Below are 18,692 nucleotides of genomic sequence, written 5' to 3' on the forward strand. Positions count from 1 at the left end.
GCCCGTACGCCGCGGCGGCGGCGGGCGCCCCGCGGCGCGCCGCGGGCCTGCTGGACGACGTTCAGCAGGCCGGCGGCCGACCCGACCCCATGAGGACGGCGGCGCGCCAGGGGGCGGCGAAGAACGCGACGATGGCTATGCCATTCCCGGCCCCGCACACCGAGAGCGCCGCCAGCAGCGGCCACGGGTTCGGGCCGGAGCTCGCGGCCTAGTGGACAACGACGGCGCCGAGCAGCCCGGCGAACATGATCCGCCACTGGTTCCCGGACGTCACCCGCGCGCCTACGACCGCGGAGGAGATCGCCATCCCGACCGCCCACGGGAGCAGGGCCATGCCGTTGCGGTTCAGGCCGAGCCGCACCTGCAACACGGTGACCAGCATCAGCCCGTTGGTCACCGCGAACAGCAGCGTCGAGGTCGCCAGCGCGGCCGGGAAGACCCGGTCGCCGAACAGGCTCGGCTTGACCAGGGGAGCACGCCCGCGCCGGGCCCGGCGGCGCTGGTGGAGCCCGAACGCCACCAGGACGAGGGTCCCGGCGACGAGCAGATCCGCGTTCCACCCGGGCCGGACGGCGTCGCCGCCCTCGATGAGCGGGTAGACGACCAACCCGGCCTCCGGCACCACCAGGCCGGTCCCGGGCAGGTCCAGGCGGAGCGCCCGCGGCCCTGTCCCTCGCGTACCACGGGCCGACGGCGAGCACGGCGACGGCGAGGGGCACGTTGACCAGGAACGTCGACCGCCACGAGGAGCCGAACAGGTCGGCGTGGGTGAGCACGGCGCCGAGCATCCGCCCGAAGACCACCGACAGGCATGACGGGCCCGATGAACGCTCATGGCCCTGGCCAGCTCGGCGCCGGCGAACATGGAGCGGATCAACCCAATCGCCTGCGGGATGACTAAGGCGGCGGCCATGCCTGGCGTGCACGTGCACAGGCGGCGCGCCCAGCAGCAGTGCGCGGTGCCCGGCTGCCGCAAGCCGACTCGTCAGGAACAAGGGCCACGTTCCCGGCCTGTCGGTCACGCCCCGCTACAGCGGCCCGACCTGGACCGCAATCGTAGATACTTGCACCGAGGAGGAGGTGTATGACTGCTGTCACACGTCTAGTGACGTTCGTCGACGTCGATAATCAGGCGGCTGACACCATCTCGGTGTCGGCACGTCACGAGGCAGAGCTCGTCGACGGAACCCGAGTGCTGCTGCTGAATGACAGAGGTTGGGGCTCATCGCAAAGCTGGACCGCGACGTCGATAGCAGACGTACAAGAGACGACGCGCGCGGTGGTTGGGCCCGATGAGCCGTTCGGTGGCCGTTCCCAGGACGACATGGAAGCAGACCATTGGGCCTCGCTCCAGCAGATCGCCCAGCGGCAGGGAGTCATGGTCGACGCGACCACGCTCAGGCAGCTGCCGCACGACGTCGTGCTCAGCCAACAGGTGCTCGCGCGCATCGGTGGCAACCCAGGCACTGCCTCCGGCTGAGCCAGGCACCCTTAAGACCTCTCCATGGGGTGCCGTCGAGAACTCTGCGATGAGCTGCCAAACCCGCTCTGATCTGGGATTTCTTTCGTTAAGAACGCCAGCTGTTCCCCCAGCATGCGGCCATCCAGTGCAGGCAATCCGACAGTTCGTGATGTTGGGCTGTCGCGAGCGGATGGCGTCCGCCGCTCAGCATGGATGAGTTGGTCGACCACTGGACGGTGCTCAGCGGTGAGGCCGGATTGGTCAACGCCAAGCAGTAAAGCACGCGCTTGGCCTTCGCGCTGCTGCCGAAGTAGACACGCAGCACGGACGCTCCCTGCGCGGCCGGAATGGCGGACAAGGCTGCAGGAGCACGACGAGCACCAGCGTGACCGCGGCGTACAGCCGATCTCGGGGCCGGGGTGGGATGGTGCGTGGCTCGTTCTTGTCCGCCTGCGACTGTGCTTCGCGGTTCAGACCGTCGCGTGCGGCTGCGGCTGTCCGGGTTTCTGGCAGCCGCAGCCGCCGTCGCGGGCGAGTGACTACAGAGCGGTCACGGACATAAAAGCTCGAGCGGGACACGTAGTGAGAGCTTTGTCCCGCGCTGAGCCCTGCAATTTGGTGACGAACCAGCTGAAGGCCTATGGCGAACGCCCATGAAATTCAGGTGGCTGTCCCACCTTCTCCCCCTTGGCTGCAGCCCTTCACAGAAGCAACAATCTGTGAAGGGTTCCAAGTGCGCAACGCGCAACGCGAAATATTCCGCGTTGCACTAACGCTAAATAATTTGATCTTGATGTAGGCTGGCGGGCATGATCGAGGACGAGGCCGGACCGGCCGCGCCGCCGGGGGCGGCGCCCGGCGGCGAGCTACGCTGCGGCAATCCGGCCTGCGCCGAGCTGTGGACCACACCGGACGGACTGCCCCGGCCGCTGGAGTACGCCGGCGTCGGCCGCAAGCCCAAGCACTGCTCCCGGCGCTGCACCAACGCCGCCAGCAACGCGCGCAAGCGCTCCTCTGACCAGCGCCGCCAGCAACTGCAGGCCACCTTCGCCGCCACGGTGGCCGAGCACCGCCCCGCCCTGCACACCTACGCCGAGACGGTCAGCGCCCAACTGGCCACCGAGGTCGCGCTCCTGCAGCGCATCGAGAGCGAGCTGCTGGCGCAGGTCGCCGACCTGGAGGAGCAGCTCGAGGACGAGCGCTCAGCCGCGACCGCGGCCGAGCAGCAGACCGCCGCCGCCGAGCAGCACGCCCGAGCAGCCGACCAGCGCGCGGCCTCGGCCGCCGAGCTGACCGAGGCCGCCGAACGCGCCGCGGCGCAGGCCCGCACGGCCCAGCGGGATGCCGACGAGCGGGCGCAGGACGCCGACCAGCGCGCCGACGGGGCAGAACGGCTGGCCATCGCTGATCGGGCGCGCGCCGACCAGGCCGACCAACTGCGTGCGGAGGCGGCCCGGCAGCACGCCGACGAGCTACGACAGCTGCGCGCCGGGCACGACGAGACCCTGGCCCGGGAGCGGGAGCGAGTCTCCACCGCCGAACGTGAACTGGCCGCCCTGCGGGAACGCCACCACGCCACCGCCGAGGAAGTGCAGCGGCAACGCGAACGCGCCGACGGCGCGCAGGCCGCCGCCGAGCAGGCCCGCACCGAAACCGCCACGGTGCGCGCGCAGCTTGAGGCTGCCGAGCAACGCAACACCGACCTCACCCAGCAGGTGGTCCAGGCCCGCCACGCGGAAAGCGAAGCCCGCAACCTCGTGGTGGTCCGCAGCAGCCGGATTGAGGCCGCCGAACGCGAACGGGACAACGCGCGCGCCGAGCATCGCTCAGCCGAACAGCGCGCCGAACAACTGCAGACGAACCTGAACCTGCTCCTGCAGAGGCTCCCCTCCCCCGCGGCCGAACCCGTCCCCCCGTCCCCCGCCGAACCCGACCCGGCCGGATGATGACCGACGGCGGCAGCACACCACCGGGCCGCGGGTGCCATCCCGACGATTCCAACGCCGAGCACGGACAACGGCATCACGCGCGTGGCCTGCCGGACGCCCGGCTGCGGGAGGAATTCACCTGGGCAGGCAGGCCGCGCGTCGCGTCCCTCACCGACGTGAGCGCAGTGTGACGACGGGGACGGCGCGCCGTGATGCTCTGTGCCCGGAGCGGCGATAGCCAGCCCGGCTACTCCGGACACGCCGCTGCCCAAGGCCCACTGGCCGCCACGCTGTCGGCCAGTGCCTCAGGCCCTCCACCCGTGTCCCTGCGACCAGCCCCAAAGTAGCTGTACGTAGTTGTGGTTATCCACGGGCCGCCGCACGATCATGGCGAGATGGAGGAGGCCACCTACTGGGCGGCGAAGCAACAAGAGGCAAGGGGAATATCCACTCCTTGCCACTACCAACCTATAGCGCATGGGGGGACTTGCCACAAGGCCCCGGTCGTACCGCACAATCACCCTTCGACACCGGAACGCACGGAGATCGGGGACTGCGGAATGCGCGTTGTGTTGGTGACCTACGGGTCGCGCGGGGACGTCGAGCCGATGACGGGGCTGGCGGTGCGGCTACGGGCGCTGGGCGCCGAGGTGCGGGTGTGCGCGCCGCCGGACTTCGCGGAACTGCTGGACGATGTCGATGTGCCGCTGACTCCCCTCGCCTGGCCGATCCGCGCGCTGGCAACGGGGGCGATCCCCGGAAAGGAGAAGGCGGGCCTGTCCGACATCTCCGCCGAGCTGACCGCCATGGCCTATGAGACGGTCGCCGGGGTGGCCGAGGGCTGCGCCGCGGTGGTGGCCACCGGCTCGTTCCCGGCCCTGGCCGGTACGCGGACGGCGGCCGAGAAGCTGGGCGTGCCCTATGTGTTCACGTCCTTCTCCCCGTGTTACCTGCCGTCGTCGCATCACCCGCCTCTCCGCTGGCCGGGCCAGGTGGTCCCTCCTGAGGTGACCGACAACCGGGGGCTGTGGGACCTGCACGCCGAGAACATGGAAGCCCTGTTCGGCGACACGATCAACACCCACCGGGCCTCGATCGGCCTGCCGCCGGTGAGCGGCGTCCGCGACCACGTCTTCACCGGCCACCCGTTCCTGGCGGCCGACCCGGTCCTGGGCCCGTGGCAGGAGACGCCGGAGCTCGACGTGACGCAGACCGGCGCGTGGATCCGGCCGGACGGGCGCCCGCTCCCGGCCGGTCTGGAGGCGTTCCTGGCCGCCGGTCCAGAGCCGGTGTACGTGGGCTTCGGCAGCATGCTGATGCGGGGCGCGAACGCGCAGGAGGTCTCCCGGTCCGTCATCGAAGCGGTCCGGACGCAGGGTCGCCGCGTCCTGCTCGGGAGCGGCTGGGCTGACCTGGCCCTGATCGACGACCGGGACGACTGCTTCGTCGTCGGCGAGGTCAACCAGCAGGCGCTGTTCCGCCGGGTGGCCGCGGTCGTGCACCACGGCGGCGCGGGCACCACGACGACGGCGGCCCGTGCCGGGGCGCCGCAGGTGATCGTGCCTCAGGTCGCGGATCAGCCGTACTGGGCGGGCCGGGTAACCGCGCTGGGCATCGGCACGGGACACGACGGTCCGACGCCGACCGCCGAGTCCCTGTCGGCCGCACTCAAGATCGCCCTGGCCCCCGAGACCGGTGCCCGCGCGGCCGCCGTGGCCGAGACGGTCCGCACCGACGGGGCGGAGCAGGCCGCGAAACTTCTGCTCGACATGATCGGCCGGAGCGGGTCCGCCAGCTGATCCCCGGAGGTTACACAGGTAGGCACCCCGCCGGTTTGCGCGTGCCCGCGGCCGGTCGGGGCATGACGAGCATCGGAAAGTCCCGTCAGCGGAGCTCAGTTGAGCGGCTTGCCGCGACTTTCCGTTCGGATGCGCCTCGCAAGAGCGTTTTCGCAGGTCACGACTTGCGGCAGGGCGATGGGGCCGTCATGTGCGACGGCGGGGACTGCGCAGCCGGCCGGGGTCGGCTGCGGCGGTGATGCGGGCAGCATACGTTTTGCGCTCGGCCGGTCCGACGCCGTCAGCAAGGGCGGCGCTCTGCTCCAGCGCGGCCTGGTGGAGCGCGAGCAGCGCCGTGAGGTTGCCCACGCGCCCGAGCCGTTCGACGCCCGCCACCACTGGTCAGGATCTTCGCGATCGACCTGGTCCACGAGCTTGTCCGCAAGGGGCGCGCTTGAGGAGGTGAAGCACGGTCGCCGCGAAACTGTCGTGCTGTCGGATCGCTGACGACCGGCGTCCCGGAAAGTTCTTCAAAGAAATCCGGGAGGCGGTGTCGGATCGGGGCGGTGGTGTTCGTAGCAGGGGTGAGGCCCGCCCGCAAGGGGGCGGCGCCGAGGTGAAGGAACCGCGATCATGAAGCTGACGACCGTGACTCAGGTCACCCTCGATGGACTGGTGCAGGGAAACGGCGGCGCGTCGGAGGAGGACCGCAGGAACGGATTCGAGCGCGGCGGATGGGCCCTGGGGGCGGGTGACGATGAGACCAGGACGTTCATCACGCAGGCCTACCGGCGCGCCGGGGCGTTCCTGTTCAGCCGGCCACGGTATGCAAGGGTCTGAAGTCCCTGACCACCGAACCACGCTGTCTTGACACCACAGGAGATGATCCTCAGATGCGCTACCTGGTTTCCGTGATCGATGACAAGAGCAATCCCGGCAGCACGGACAAGCTGCCTGCCATCAGCGCGTTCAACGAACGACTGATCGCCGAGGGCTACTGGGTTTTCGCGGGCGGACTCGCGGACACCGACGCGGCCACGGTCATCGACAACCGGGGAGAGCAGGCGGTGTTCAGCGACGGGCCTTTCGTGGAGTCGAAGGAGTACCTCGCCGGCGTCTGGGTGTGGGAGGCCCCCGATCTGGATGTGGCGCTCAAGCTCGCCGCCGAAGCGTCGAAGGTCTGCGATCGGAAGATCGAGGTGCGGCCGTTCCAGTGAGCGACGTCGAGGGGGTGATCATCCGGGCCCACCACGACGAGTGGGCGCGGGTGGTGGCACCCTGACCAGGCGCTTCGGTCGCCGAGGAGGCAGCGGGCGAGGCGTTCACGACCGCCGTCGAGCGGTGGCCGGCCGACGGCCTGCCCCCAATCCGGGCGCGTGGGTGACCACCACCGCCAACCGCAAGGCCATCGACCGGATCCGGCGCGAGAGCAAACGCGACGACAAGCAGAAGGAGGCTCAGATGGTGTACGACGACGCCCCGCCCGAGCCTGTCGGCGCCATCGACGACGACCGGCTCCGGCTGATCTTCACCTGCTGTCACCCGGCGCTGGCGATGGAAGCCCGCCTGGCGTTGACACTGCGCATGGTCGCCGGCCTGACCGTGCCCGAGATCGCCCGTGCCTTCCTGGTGCAGGGCACCACCATGGAGCAGCGCATCACCCGCGTGGGGGCCAAGATCAAGGCGGCACGCATCTCCCATCGGATGCCGTCCGCCGACGATCTCCCGGCACGCGTCTCCGGCGTCCTGGCGGCCTGTTCCTCATCTTCAACCAGGGCTACCTGGCCACCGGCCCCGTACAGCACGAGCTGACCACCGAGGCGATGACCAGCTCGTCCGCCTCGACCCCTCGCCGATCACAGCCCTCAACCGGGCCATCGCCGTGGCCGAGCTCGACGGCCCGGAGGTGGCACTGGCGGCCGTCGACCGTCTTGAGCCCAGGTTGACCGGCTATCACGCCTACCACGCCACCCGCGCCGACCTGCTGCGCCGGCTGGGCCAAAGTCAGCAGTCACGCGCGGCCTACGACCGGGCCATCGAGCTGGCCGGCAACACCGGCGAGACCGCCTACCTCACCCGCCGCCGCGTCCAACTGCAGTAGCGCCCGCGTTTGAAGAGCGCACTTGATACAGCGGTGAAAGGCGACGCGGAACGCTGATCTATTGACATGTTCAGACGCCAACCCTTCTCGCCGAGCAATGACGCAGGATTCGGAGGCGCCGGGTTGCGGCGGCCGTAGAGACGCGTCCTGTTGTCGACTTCCGGTTCGGCGTCGTCCTGTGCACCGCACTCGGATCCATCCTTGCGGTAGGTGCCGTGCGTCGAGCCGCCCGGCCGCAACAGACCTTCGTCCGGGCCGCACTCGCGCCTGCTCCGAGCCACACGACTACATCGGCCAGGCTCCTGCTCGCAGGTGGTCATGTACTGGCCGCGGCGATCGTCATACCGGGCCTGACATGGCGATCCCGGAGAGCGCCGCGACATCTCCAGCGGTCGCACGCGGCTGAGAAGCGTGCGTAGGTGCCTCCACACCACCGTGGTCGGCTCGCTAACGACACACACGCCGGAAGATCTCGACGAAATCTTTGTGGGCGGTGTCGGATCGGGTCGGGGGTGTTCGTAGTGGGGGTGAGAGGCCGCCCAGGAGGGGCGCCCCGGGTAACGGAAGGACGTTCCTCATGACTACCTTGACGGAGCCGAGCACGGTCACCACAGGCCGCTCCAGCCGCCTGATGTGGGCGATCCTGGGGCTGGTGCTGCTTGCCGACGCCCTCGACGTGATCGATGCAACCGTCACGAACATCGCCGCCCCCACCATCGCCCGCGAGCTCCACGGTGGTGAAGGTCTGATCAAGTGGTTGGGAACGGCGTACATGCTCGCCATGGGTGTCCTGCTCGTGGTCGGCGGACGGCTGGGGGACAAGTTCGGCCAACGCCGGCTTTTCCTGATCGGCATGAGCGGGTTCACCCTGGCTTCGGCGGTCGCCGGGTTCTCACCTGACCCGGCCCTGCTCATCGCTGCCCGGGTTGCTCAGGGAGCTTTCGGGGCTCTGCTCATCCCGCAAGGCATGGCGATCATGACGAAAGCGTTCAGCAGCGACATGCTCGCCAAGGCGTTCGGGCTGTTCGGCCCGGTTCTCGGCCTCTCCAGTGTCGGTGGCCCGGTCCTGGCCGGATTCCTCATCAGCGCCGACCTGTTCGGTCTGTCCTGGCGCCCGATCTTCCTCATCAACATCATCCTCGGCGGCGTCGGGCTGATCATGGCCGTCAAGATCCTGCCGCGAGACGACGACGCCGACCGGTCCACCGTCGTCGACGGCTGGGCCTCCGGCATGCTTGGGGTTGCCATGCTCGGGCTGCTGTACGGCCTGATCGAGGGCTCGACCAACGGCTGGGGCGTCATCCCGATCGTCTCGATCGTCGTCGGCGTCCTGTTCTTCGCTGCCTTCGCCTACCGTCAGCGCACCGCGACCCAACCGCTCATCAAGCCCTCGCTCATGAAGAACCGGGGTTTCACTTCCGGATTGCTCGTGTGCCTAGTCGCCGTCGCCGCCGGCACCGGCCTGCTCTTCGTGCTGTCGCTGTTCCTGCAGGAAGGGCTGCACGCCAGCCCGAGAGACACCTCGCTCGGCCTGGTGCCGCTCACCCTGGGGCTCGTCGCCGCCGGGTTCGCCGCCATGGGTGGCCTGGTCGCCAAGCTCGGTCGCCGGCTCGTCCTCATCGGCCTCACCATCGACCTCGTCGGTTGCGGTTGGGTCCTGGCCCTCGTCGCTTACTCCGGGACGAACGTCAGCCTCTGGACGCTGGCCCCGGCGTTCTTCGTCATCGGCATCGGCATCGGCCTCAGCTTCGCCACGATCCCCGTCGTCGCTCTCGGCGACGCGAAACCTGACGAAGCCGGCAGCGCCAGCGGCTCGCTCAGCTCGATCCAGCAACTCGCATCAGCGATCGGCTCGGCCGCGATCACCTCGATCTTCTTCCAAGCCGCAACCTCCGGCCTGGGCCACGCCATGAAAGTCAGTCTCATCGTCGTTCTGGCCGTCACCGCCCTCAGCCTCCCGGCCGTCGCCCTGATGCCCCGCAAGGCACCGTCCGAACCCCACCAGTGAGCAACCGGCCAAACGTGGCGAGGATGGCCGGCCGACGGGGTGCCTCCCAACCCGTCGACCGGCCATCCTCGCCACGTGGCTGACCACCACCGCCAACCGCAAAGCGATCGACCGGATCCCCATCGAAACCCTGCGCGCAGCGGCAGGTGTTCGGGGGCAGCGCGATGACATGTGGCTGTGGGTCGAGATCGGCGAGCGCTGGCAGGCCCAGGAGCTGAACGCGGCCGAGGCCGCGAAGGTCGACCAGTACGTGGCTGCGGTGGAGGCGTTCGCGGCGAGCAGCATCTGGACTACGTCGACGTCGCCGGTGTCCAGCCGGGAGTGCATGAGTTTCAAGCTCCCCCACAGCCAGATATCCTTGCCGCTCTGCTCCTTGAACTCCCGGATGATGGCGGCCGGGGGCGTCAGCCAGCTTCGACGAGGCGACGAACTTGGTGAGGCTGTTGAGCTTCTCGCCGTACTCGCCCCGCTCGTCGGCGTACGGTCAGTAGTCCTTGGCCTGGGCGTAGGGTATCCGCGCACTCTGGGGCGGCCACGAACGGGCACGGGGAGGGCCACTTCGCGTCCCAGGACATGGTGGCGCCCCAGAACCAGCCGCGTCGGATCGCCTCTTCTCGATCGGCACCCGCCGCGGCCCGCAGGAGCAGGCCTTTCCGCGCACCGCGGTGGGGGTTGAGGCGTGGGCGACCGGGCGGTGCTCAGGCGGACTGACGCTCTTCCCGCTGCCGGATCAGCTCCTCGACCGCGCTCGGCAGGGTCGTCTCAAAGTCGATCAGCTTCGCCCACGTCGGAGTCACCACGATCCGGACCATGCCGTCGTGGTAGAGGGAACGCACCTCCGCCTCCCACTCGACTCGTTGCTCGGGCGTCATCTCGTAGGTGCTGGTCGCCTGGAGATATTCGTCCGGGATGCCATCGACGAAGTCCAGTTCGGCCCGGCCGCGGATGAGCAAGATCTTGGGCGGGTGCGCCTCGGTGTCGATCGTCAGGGCGACCATCGGGTTCTCGCTCAAAGCCTGGAGCTTCGGAGCGTTCTTCGGAGTGCTCATGACGATCTCCGAGCCGTTCCAGGCAAAGATGATCGGGATGTTGCGGGGTGTGCCGTCCTTGGCGACATAGGCCAGGCGGGTCACGTCGCGGGCCAGCAGTTCCCGGCTGAGCGGCCGGTTCAGAACCTCGGTTACCTCGTTCGGCTCCACGGTCATTTCTCCTATGATCTTTTTCTTGATCCGCCCCGGCTTTTCTCCGGGCTTGCGGGATCGAGGGTGATTGCTGATGGCGGGAAGGACATGCGTCTGGTGTGCGCGAGCCGGATCGCCCTGGTCGGCCGCGACGGACCGTCAGCCGAGTTGCTGGGCCAGGCCGACGATGATGCCCTCGGGGCCGCGGACGTAGCAGAGCCGGTAGCTGCCCTCGTACTGCTCCAGCGTGCCGACGAGTTCGGCGCCGTGGGGGCGCAGGCGGGCAATGACGTCCTCAATGTCGTCGACGACGAACATGACGCGGCGAATGCCCAGCGTGTTCGCCGGCGCGTCCTTCGGCTCGGTGCTGATCGCCTTCGGCGTGTGGAACATCGCCAGCTCGATCCCGCCGACGCCGCCCGGGATCCGCAGCATCGCGACCTCCTGCCGAACCCCGTTGAGCCCTATGACACGCTCCGCCTGCTCCGCCCAACGCCCCTCGATCGGCGCCCTGCCCTCCAACTCCATGCCGAGTTCGACGAAGAACGCGATGGCGGCGTCAAGGTCGTCGACAACGATGAGGACGTTGTCCATCCGCTGAATTGTCATGCTCGGTCTCCTTCATCACGCGGCCGGTTCGTGGCCACTGGTGTTCCTGGGACGGAGCCGGCATCGCATTCTCGACGTCCTCCACGGCTGTGCCCTGACTTTTTTCAGCGATCGTGCCGCTGCTCGTAGGCGCGCCCCGCCCCAACACACCCACTGCAGGTCAGAGCCAGGTCCGTTCGTTGGTCGTCGAGACGCGCCGCCCAACGCCCCTCGTCGACGACGATGCCGACGTTGTCCATCCCCTCTGCGCTGCATGCTTCCGGGACGCCCGCGGCCTGCGGGTGGCCGGCGGCGTCGAATTCATGCTCGACCTGTGGTCGGCGGAGGCGAACCTACGGCCGTTCTACGAGACCGGCGGACCGCCCGAGGCCGGACCGCTGCCCACCCCGATTCCATGACCACCTGCTTCGGCTCAGATCGCAGACCGAGACGCTCGCCGAGCGATGCCGGGCCGCGACCAGCGAGATCCCGCTGGACGAGCTGCTGACCAGGCAACGGTTCCTCGCCCTCGTCGGCCGGACTGCTCGGCGTCGCCGTGGTGCTCGCCCGCGCGGCCGACCTCGCGGAGCGCGGCAACCCGACCGCGCTCGACCCGGCCGACATCGCCTGCACCGCCGGCCTCTACAGCGTCTGGAGCCGATCATGAACACCACTGCCGAGCCGACGCCCGTACGGAGCGCCCTGCACGCGCGACACATCATCGCAGGGAGCCGGCCCCGTTGTCGGGACTGCGGTCGGTGCGGTGGGTCGTCAGGCGGTCGGGGTTCGGCCAGCGTACGCCGTGAGCCCAGCCCGCCCGCTCGAACCAGCGGATCAGCCGCGCACTGGGGTCGAACTGGCCCCTGAGCACACCGTGCCGGGCACACGTCGGCTCCACATGATGCCAGTTGTGCCAGCCTTCGCCGAGCGTCAACATCGCCACCCACCACACGTTCGACGAACGGTCCCTGGTGCGGAACGGACGGTCGCCGAAGGTGTGCGCGATCGAGTTCACCGACCAGGTGACGTGATGCACCACGGCATAGCGGACCAGACCGCCCCACAGGAACGCGCTCCACACGCCCGACCACGACATCGACCACAGCCCGCCCGCGGCGGCCGGGAGCGCGAACGACAGGACGACCACCGCCGGGTAGGCGGCGTCGAAACGCCGCACATCCGGGTCCGCCAGCAGGTCCGGCACCCAATGCCGACGGCTGGAGCGCTGATGGGCCGTGTAGAACCAGCCGATGTGGGCGTGCAGCATGCCGCGCAGCAGTGCCAGGCCTCCGTCGCCGTAACGCCACGGCGAGTGCGGGTCACCCTCACGGTCGGCGTACTTGTGGTGACGGCGGTGCTCGGCGGCCCACAGCGTGACAGGACCCTCGACGGCCATGCCGCCGGCCAGCATGAGCGCGATCCGCAGCCCCCGGTTGGCCTTGAACGCGCGGTGCGTGAAGAGACGGTGATAGCCGATGGCGATCCCGAAGATGCTCACCAGATACATCCCGACCGCGATGACCAGGTCGCGAAGGCCGATACCCCACCCCCAGGCGGCCGGCACCGCGAGGGCCAGCAGCAACACGGGCAGCACGACCAGGACGACCAGATACGCGGTGCGGCGGCCGGTGGTGACCGTCACCGTCTCCGCCGTACCCGGCTGCGGCATGGGTGACGACACGTTTCCTCCCATGAGCGGTACAGGACGATCAGGCTCCTAATTCAACGGCCAGGCCCATGGACTGCGGCAATGTCCTGACAGTAACGGAGCGATTACCCTGAGGAAGCAAAACACTGCACTCGGTCGTCATGAAGAAAAAGCGCGACGCATCCCTAGATTGTGATTGCACAACGTGATCATCATTGTGCGCTCCGACATCAGGCGGAAGGTCCACGGAATGGGTGCTGTCGATCAGGCGACCACGGGCGGCCATCTCGAGAAATACGACGAGGCACTGGCCCGGGACCCGATGTCCGCGTTCAGCCTGGTCCGGGAGTGGATGCGTACCGACTGGCGGAGCCTGTTCGCCGAGCTGCGCCAGCGCCGCCCCATCTTCGCCACCCCCGCCTTCACGGTCGTCACCCGCTTCGCCGACGTCACCGAAGTGCTCTCCCACGAGCAGGTCTTCTCGGTACGCGCCTTCGGCCCCCGCCTCGACGCCGCACTGGGCGCCCCGTTCATGCTGGGCAGGGACGCCACCCCGATGAACTGGCGCGAAAAAGGCCTGATGCAGCTCATGCTCGACCCGCGCGACGCGGCCGACGTCCGCGAGCTGACCGGCCGCCTCGCCGACGAACTGCTCGACGCCGCCCCGCCCGACGGACACCTCGAAACGGTCAACGGGCTGTTCCGCCCCGTCGCCCTCGGCGTGTGCGCACGATACTTCGGCATACCCGGCCCCGCCCCGCAGACCCTGGGCCGATGGACCCGCGCCATCGTCGCCGACGGCTTCGCCAACTTCCACGGAGACCCGCAGATCCAGGCCGCCTCCGTCACAGCAGGCACCGAACTGGTCGAATACCTGCGAAACCGCCTCGCCGACCACCGGGCCACCCTGCGAGCCGGACGCGACCTCCCCGACGACATCCTCACCCGCCTCACCCGCTCCTCCCTGCCCACCGGGGCCTCCGTGACCGACGACCGCATCGTGATCAACATGGCCGGACTGCCACTGGGCTTCGTGGAAAGCGCGCCAGGAGCCATGGTCGAGGCGGTCGAGCAACTCCTGCTACGCCCGCACATGCTCGCCCAGGCCACGGCCGCCGCCGCAGACCCCGAACAGTTCGACCCGTACGTCTGGGAGGCACTACGGTTCAGCCCGTTCTTCAAACTCCTTCCCCGGCTGTGCGAACGAGACCACGTCCTGGCCGCCGGCACCCCGCGCAGCACCCTGATCCCCGCGGGCACCCTCGTGCTCGCGGCACCGGCCTCCGCCATGTTCGACGCGGCCGTGGTGCCGGAACCCGACGAATTCCGCCTCGACCGCCCCCGCCACCATCACCTGTTCTTCGGCTCCGGCCATCACGCCTGCCTCGGCGTACACGTCGCCGACGCAGTGATCGCCGAGACCGTACGCCGCCTGCTCCTGCGCCCCGGCGTGCGCCCGCTCCCGCCACCCGCGGGCCACGTCGAACGGACACTCGGGATCTTCCCCGACACCTTCACCCTCGCGCTCGGCACCGAAGAGCTCCGCACCGACGGGCGGGAAGGCTGACGATGACGGCAAGCCGATCACGCGCACGCACCATCGCCACGGATGGCCTCGCCAACCGGCTCAGATTCCTGGCCCTGACCAACGGCCGGCCAATCTGGAACCTCCTCCAGAGCAGCCGGCCGATCCGGCGCCGCATCAACGCCTCACTGATCGACCACGCCATCCGCGAGATGCCACCACGCCCCGAGCCGCTGAGCACCATGGCCGACTACACCTCGTGGACCTCCCTGACCGACCGCACCTACAGCGGCAGACACCTGCCCCCGACCCCCGCCACCGAAGAGAACCGTCCCACGCCCGAAAGCGCCGGCAACCTGTTCACCCGCGGCGAATCCATGATCCCCTGCCCGCGCTCCACCGTGCTCTTCGCGTACTTCGCCCAATGGTTCACCGACGGATTCCTGCGCGGCGACACCAACACCCCGCGCGACCCACGCAAGAACAGCTCCAACCACCACATCGACCTGAACCAGGTATACGGCCTCAACGAAGCCGCGACGGCCGCACTACGCACCTTCGACGGCGGACTGCTCAAGAGCCGGCTCCTCAACGACGGCGAGTTCCCGCCCTACCTGTGCGAGAACGGCAAGATCAAGCCGGAGTACGCCCCGCTCAGCGTCATCCGCTTCGACCAGCTCACCGACGCGCAACGCGACACCCTGTTCGCCACCGGCAGCGACCGCGGCAACGGCCAGATCGGCTTCACCATGCTCACCGTGCTGTTCCTGCGCGAGCACAACAGGATCGCACGGCTGCTCACACAGGAACACCCGCACTGGGACGACGAGCGACTCTTCCAAACAGCCCGCAACATCCTCATCGTGCTGCTCATCAAACTGGTCGTCGAGGAATACATCAACCACATCACCCCCTACCACTTCCAGTTCACCCTCGACCCCCGGCTGTCGGCGACACTGGCCCACGCACCCTGGCACCGGCAGAACTGGGCCTCGGTCGAGTTCAACCTCGTCTACCGCTGGCACAGCCTGATCCCGTCCCACCTGTCAGTAGGCGGACACGACCTGCCGATGACCCAAACCTTCTTCGGCAGCGCACTGATCCCCGGCCCCGGCCTCGGACAACTCTTCGAGGACGCCTCCCGCCAAAGAGCCGGCCGCATCAGCCTGTTCAACACCGACCCCGCCCTACGCGAGATCGACGTGGCCAGCATCGCCGACTCCCGGGCACTCGACCTGGCCCCCTACAACAGCTACCGCGAACACTGCCGCTTCCCCAAAGTGCGCACCTTCGAGCAGATCTCCAGCGACCGGCGCGTCAGCAGCGCACTGCGCGAGCTCTACCACGACGTCGACGACATCGACCTGTACGTCGGCCTGTTCGCCGAAGAACCCGGATCCCCCACCGCGATCCTGCCCCCACTCCTCACCAAAATCATCGCCATCGACGCCTTCTCCCAAGCACTCACCAACCCCCTGCTGGCCCCGCGAATCTTCAACGCCGCCACCTTCTCCCCCCAAGGCATCCGGATCCTCGCCACCACACGCACACTCTCGGACATCCTGCGCCGCAACACACCGGAAGACCCCACCCCCCGCCACGTCAGCATGTCCCACCGGACCCCATCATGACCGCAGAGAACGACCCGACCGCCGCACGACTGCGCACCATGGCCCGCGAACTCGTGGACATCGCCATCACCATCCAGGACGCAGCAGCACACACCACCACCGCACTCACCGACAGCGCACTGCTACACGCCCTACCCCACGCACCCTCCGCCGCCCAACCCGCCTACCGCGCGCTGCTAAAGGCCACAACAAACAAACAAGGCCTCGGGTACGCATTCACCGGCAACCGACTCGCCACCGCAACCGCCAAAGCCGGCGCCATACTCGGCGCCGAAAGCCTGGCCATACGCGTACTGGCCACATCGCTCCGGCTACGCATAGCAGCCGTCGCACTCACCCACCCCGAACTGACCGAAGACCCCATGCTCACCCGGCTCACCAACGCAGCCGCCGCCGACCGCGACCTCGAGGCCATCCGAGCCCTACGCGCCCTGCTCAAAGACCGCGGCACCGTACACGCACTCAGCCAACTCGCCCCGATCTTCGGCGAAGTCCTCGCACTACGCGCACTACTCGACGAGAACCCACTCAACGACACCACCGCCTGGCTCATCGCAACAGGAAAAGGCTTCGCCACCGCCGACCCGATCACCGGCATCAGCAACAAAGCCATCGCCATCCTCGACACCGGAGAAGGCGCCGCACGCCGAATCGAACTGACCACAACCGAGTCCGCCCAACTGTGCACACACGGATCACTACTCGGCTTCCTGACCAACATCAGCACCATCGGCACCACCGGACGAGCCCTCATCCAGAGCATCCAAGGACCCGACGGCGTCATCCGCCACGTCCTCCACGCACCAGGCATGCGAGCAGGACGCCCCGACGGCCAATCACCCCAAGACCTGCTCGGCGCCTTCAGCAGCGCCGTCCTGTCCAGCAGCCCCTACAGCCGCGCCCTAGCCCAAGCCGTCACCGACTACGGACCCCCTCCAGGCGCCGAACTCGCACTCATCGGGCACAGCGCAGGCGGCGCAGCAATCATGAACCTCGCGCAGGACCCCGACTTCTGCACCCGCCACACCATCACCCACGCCATCGCCATCGGCTCACCCATCGACTTCAAACACCCCGCCGACCCACGCACCTGGGTAGCCAGCGTCACCAACCAGCACGACATCATCCCCACCCTCGACGGACAGGGCGCCGGCACCTGCTTCGACCTGCACCCCGACTGGTACGTCGTCGACTACGGCGACTCCACCCACCTGTTCCCCCACTGCCACAGCATCGAGCACTACCTCGCCAACATCACCCACGACCTCCCCGAAGCCCGCGATCACATCGACGAACGCCTCACACCCTTCCGGGGACAGGTCGTACGTTCCCAGGCATACCTCCTGTTCGACCGCCCACCCGACCCCGACGAGTTCCCCTTCCTCACCGTGCCCACCCACCCCATGGACACCCCCGAAGGAACCATCGAACTACCCATCAGATCCCGCGACGGCAACGCCCTCACGGCATACTTCACCGCACACCCGACAACCACGGCCGACCTACTGGAAGGCACAGGCCTCGGCCCCGCCGTACAAGTGGCAGGCCGCACGCTGATCGCCATACACACCGCCTGGAACCGACACACCAGCGCCGGCCGCTACGGAGAACTGCACATCGGCATCGTCATACCCGGCCCCTTCCACCGACGCCCGTGGCCCAACCCGCCGAGACGACGCTCCAGCATCACCACCTGGCCCGACCTGCTGCGAGCAGCGGACCTTCGCCACTCCGGCAGCTTCCTCATCGGCTCCGCAGTCGACACCACGATCGTCCGCGCCCTCGGCCCACAACTGTGGGGCGGCCAGACGTACCTGACACCTCTCGAACTCCGGCTCAGCACCCGCACCGCCCACGTCACCGCCGACCAGATCCTCACCCTGCGCGGACGACTCGGCCCGGGACTACCCCTGAACGACCCCGGCCTCGTCGGCTACACACGAGACGCCGGTACCGTGCTGCGATCCTCCATACGGACCCGCGGGCAAGCCCGGCTCCACCCAGCGCCATCACTTCGGCTGCTCATCGAACCACAGTCGACCCACCCACTGGCCAACCAACTCCGCCAACTGGGACTCGACGGCGCCCGCCCCCTGCTGTGCCTGTCAGCCACCACCCGCCAGACGCTCCGTGACGCCGCCGTCCCGGTACCGCCCATCTGACGGAGGAGCCATGCCCGCCCACATCGCCGCGCTCACCGCCCACGCCGAAGTGCTGCGCTCAGACGCCCGCGCCCTCGCCGCCTGCGCCGAGCGCCTGCGCGCGATCCAGGCACGGCTGAAGGCCGACGGCGAGGCACCGCCTTGGCTGCACGCATCGGTCACCGCCCACCTCGCAGCCTGCACCGCGGCCGCCGCCGACCTGGAGACAGCCGCGCAGCGCCTGAGCCGCTACGCGGACGAGGCGAGCCCATAACCGGGCCGAGGCGTTGACGGTTTCCTGCGGATGAGGTTGGTGTTCTGTGATTTGGCGTTTATCGGAATTTTTTACAGACCGTCGCCCTTTACAAAGTAAACTATCGAATTGAACCGCGACTCTCCGCTTGGTTGAGTGGTGAACAATGAGGCCAAGGGCCGCCCTGGACAACCCCCGGCTCAGGCCGGTGCATTCATCAGAGCGGCGACATAGGCATCCAGCCGCTCCTCCACGGCACGCGTCGTCAACTCCGCCCTCCCTGCCTCGCCTCCATGGCTGCGGACACCCACTGCACTTCTTCTGAGCACGCCAGCACACCGCCGGCCCCCTCATAGACGAGTAAGTCCGATCTCCGGTCAGTGGTCGTAGGCGGTCAGTGACCGGGTGATCGGGGCGTTGGTTGCGTGGTTGTGCCAGATCGCGGCGG

21 protein-coding genes are annotated in these 18,692 nt (G+C 68.5%); 15 read left to right on the top strand and 6 right to left on the bottom strand.

From position 1 onward, the window contains the following. Positions 1-212 (top strand): hypothetical protein (locus ACWDRB_RS66580; protein WP_449912530.1); only part of this gene is annotated, 212 nt, incomplete at its 5' end. Here ACWDRB_RS66580 and ACWDRB_RS66585 read toward each other — a convergent pair. Further along, entirely contained in the window at positions 209-625 is a 417-nt protein-coding gene (locus tag ACWDRB_RS66585; protein WP_449912531.1) for a hypothetical protein, read from the bottom strand. The two genes, ACWDRB_RS66580 and ACWDRB_RS66585, sit on opposite strands and share 4 nt — an antisense overlap. 480 nt (positions 626-1,105) lie before the next feature. Between ACWDRB_RS66585 and ACWDRB_RS66590 the strand changes: the two genes are divergently transcribed. Continuing rightward, on the top strand, positions 1,106-1,480 hold the full coding sequence (locus tag ACWDRB_RS66590) for a hypothetical protein (RefSeq protein ID WP_449912532.1): 375 nt from the start codon (positions 1,106-1,108) through the stop codon (positions 1,478-1,480). Between the two features lie 88 nt (positions 1,481-1,568). Here the strand turns inward: ACWDRB_RS66590 and ACWDRB_RS66595 are convergent, their stop codons facing one another. Next, a complete protein-coding gene (locus ACWDRB_RS66595; protein WP_449912533.1) occupies positions 1,569-1,787 on the bottom strand; it encodes a hypothetical protein in 219 nt (72 codons plus the stop codon). A 484-nt stretch (positions 1,788-2,271) separates the two neighbouring features. Between ACWDRB_RS66595 and ACWDRB_RS66600 the strand changes: the two genes are divergently transcribed. After that, a complete protein-coding gene (locus ACWDRB_RS66600) occupies positions 2,272-3,408 on the top strand; it encodes a hypothetical protein (protein ID WP_449912534.1) in 1,137 nt (378 codons plus the stop codon). 542 nt (positions 3,409-3,950) lie between these two features. Then, positions 3,951-5,189 carry a glycosyltransferase gene (locus ACWDRB_RS66605; protein ID WP_449912536.1) on the top strand — a complete coding sequence of 413 codons (1,239 nt, stop codon included), beginning with the start codon at positions 3,951-3,953 and terminating at the stop codon, positions 5,187-5,189. A gap of 186 nt (positions 5,190-5,375) precedes the next feature. Here the strand turns inward: ACWDRB_RS66605 and ACWDRB_RS66610 are convergent, their stop codons facing one another. Then, positions 5,376-5,564, bottom strand: a complete 189-nt coding sequence (locus ACWDRB_RS66610) for a hypothetical protein (protein ID WP_449912537.1) — start codon at positions 5,562-5,564, stop codon at positions 5,376-5,378. A 237-nt stretch (positions 5,565-5,801) separates the two neighbouring features. Between ACWDRB_RS66610 and ACWDRB_RS66615 the strand changes: the two genes are divergently transcribed. The 6 genes from ACWDRB_RS66615 (at position 5,802) to ACWDRB_RS66640 (ending at position 9,277) form a co-directional block, all read left to right on the top strand. Then, entirely contained in the window at positions 5,802-6,008 is a 207-nt protein-coding gene (locus ACWDRB_RS66615; protein WP_449912538.1) for a hypothetical protein, read from the top strand. Between the two features lie 53 nt (positions 6,009-6,061). After that, positions 6,062-6,385, top strand: coding sequence for a YciI family protein (locus ACWDRB_RS66620; RefSeq protein WP_449912539.1), 324 nt, complete (start codon positions 6,062-6,064; stop codon positions 6,383-6,385). 163 nt (positions 6,386-6,548) lie between these two features. Then, positions 6,549-6,980, top strand: a complete 432-nt coding sequence (locus ACWDRB_RS66625; protein WP_449912541.1) for a hypothetical protein — start codon at positions 6,549-6,551, stop codon at positions 6,978-6,980. 70 nt (positions 6,981-7,050) lie between these two features. Beyond that, positions 7,051-7,269: a hypothetical protein gene (locus ACWDRB_RS66630; protein ID WP_449912543.1), complete on the top strand. Its 219-nt coding sequence runs from the start codon at positions 7,051-7,053 to the stop codon at positions 7,267-7,269. A gap of 107 nt (positions 7,270-7,376) precedes the next feature. Next, positions 7,377-7,688 (top strand): DUF6069 family protein, encoded by a 312-nt coding sequence (locus tag ACWDRB_RS66635; protein WP_449912557.1) that lies wholly within the window; start codon positions 7,377-7,379, stop codon positions 7,686-7,688. 158 nt (positions 7,689-7,846) lie between these two features. Next, positions 7,847-9,277, top strand: coding sequence for an MFS transporter (locus ACWDRB_RS66640; RefSeq protein WP_449912545.1), 1,431 nt, complete (start codon positions 7,847-7,849; stop codon positions 9,275-9,277). A 698-nt stretch (positions 9,278-9,975) separates the two neighbouring features. Here the strand turns inward: ACWDRB_RS66640 and ACWDRB_RS66645 are convergent. Together ACWDRB_RS66645 and ACWDRB_RS66650 are read right to left on the bottom strand one after the other, a co-directional pair. Beyond that, positions 9,976-10,482, bottom strand: coding sequence for a pyridoxamine 5'-phosphate oxidase family protein (locus ACWDRB_RS66645; protein WP_449912546.1), 507 nt, complete (start codon positions 10,480-10,482; stop codon positions 9,976-9,978). Between the two features lie 135 nt (positions 10,483-10,617). Next, on the bottom strand, positions 10,618-11,067 hold the full coding sequence (locus ACWDRB_RS66650; protein ID WP_449912547.1) for a VOC family protein: 450 nt from the start codon (positions 11,065-11,067) through the stop codon (positions 10,618-10,620). Between the two features lie 179 nt (positions 11,068-11,246). On the opposite strand from ACWDRB_RS66650, the gene ACWDRB_RS66655 reads away from it, so the two are divergent. Further along, positions 11,247-11,465, top strand: a complete 219-nt coding sequence (locus ACWDRB_RS66655; protein ID WP_449912548.1) for a hypothetical protein — start codon at positions 11,247-11,249, stop codon at positions 11,463-11,465. Between the two features lie 299 nt (positions 11,466-11,764). On the opposite strand, the gene ACWDRB_RS66660 is transcribed toward ACWDRB_RS66655, so the two are convergent. After that, positions 11,765-12,727, bottom strand: coding sequence for an acyl-CoA desaturase (locus tag ACWDRB_RS66660; RefSeq protein WP_449912549.1), 963 nt, complete (start codon positions 12,725-12,727; stop codon positions 11,765-11,767). A 217-nt stretch (positions 12,728-12,944) separates the two neighbouring features. On the opposite strand from ACWDRB_RS66660, the gene ACWDRB_RS66665 reads away from it, so the two are divergent. The 4 genes from ACWDRB_RS66665 to ACWDRB_RS66680 are packed head-to-tail and all read left to right on the top strand — an operon-like array spanning position 12,945 to position 18,265. Next, positions 12,945-14,261: a cytochrome P450 gene (locus ACWDRB_RS66665; RefSeq protein ID WP_449912551.1), complete on the top strand. Its 1,317-nt coding sequence runs from the start codon at positions 12,945-12,947 to the stop codon at positions 14,259-14,261. A 2-nt stretch (positions 14,262-14,263) separates the two neighbouring features. Next, positions 14,264-15,850, top strand: coding sequence for a peroxidase family protein (locus tag ACWDRB_RS66670; protein WP_449912552.1), 1,587 nt, complete (start codon positions 14,264-14,266; stop codon positions 15,848-15,850). Further along, the gene (locus ACWDRB_RS66675) at positions 15,847-18,012 is read left to right on the top strand and encodes a hypothetical protein (RefSeq protein ID WP_449912554.1); all 2,166 of its coding nucleotides are present in this window, start codon (positions 15,847-15,849) and stop codon (positions 18,010-18,012) included. The genes ACWDRB_RS66670 and ACWDRB_RS66675 overlap by 4 nt, the downstream gene beginning before the upstream one ends. A 10-nt stretch (positions 18,013-18,022) precedes the next feature. Beyond that, complete coding sequence (locus ACWDRB_RS66680) at positions 18,023-18,265, top strand: hypothetical protein (protein ID WP_449912555.1); 243 nt, start codon at positions 18,023-18,025, stop codon at positions 18,263-18,265. Positions 18,266-18,692: the final 427 nt, after the last annotated feature.

The organism is Nonomuraea sp. NPDC003707, assembly GCF_053587055.1.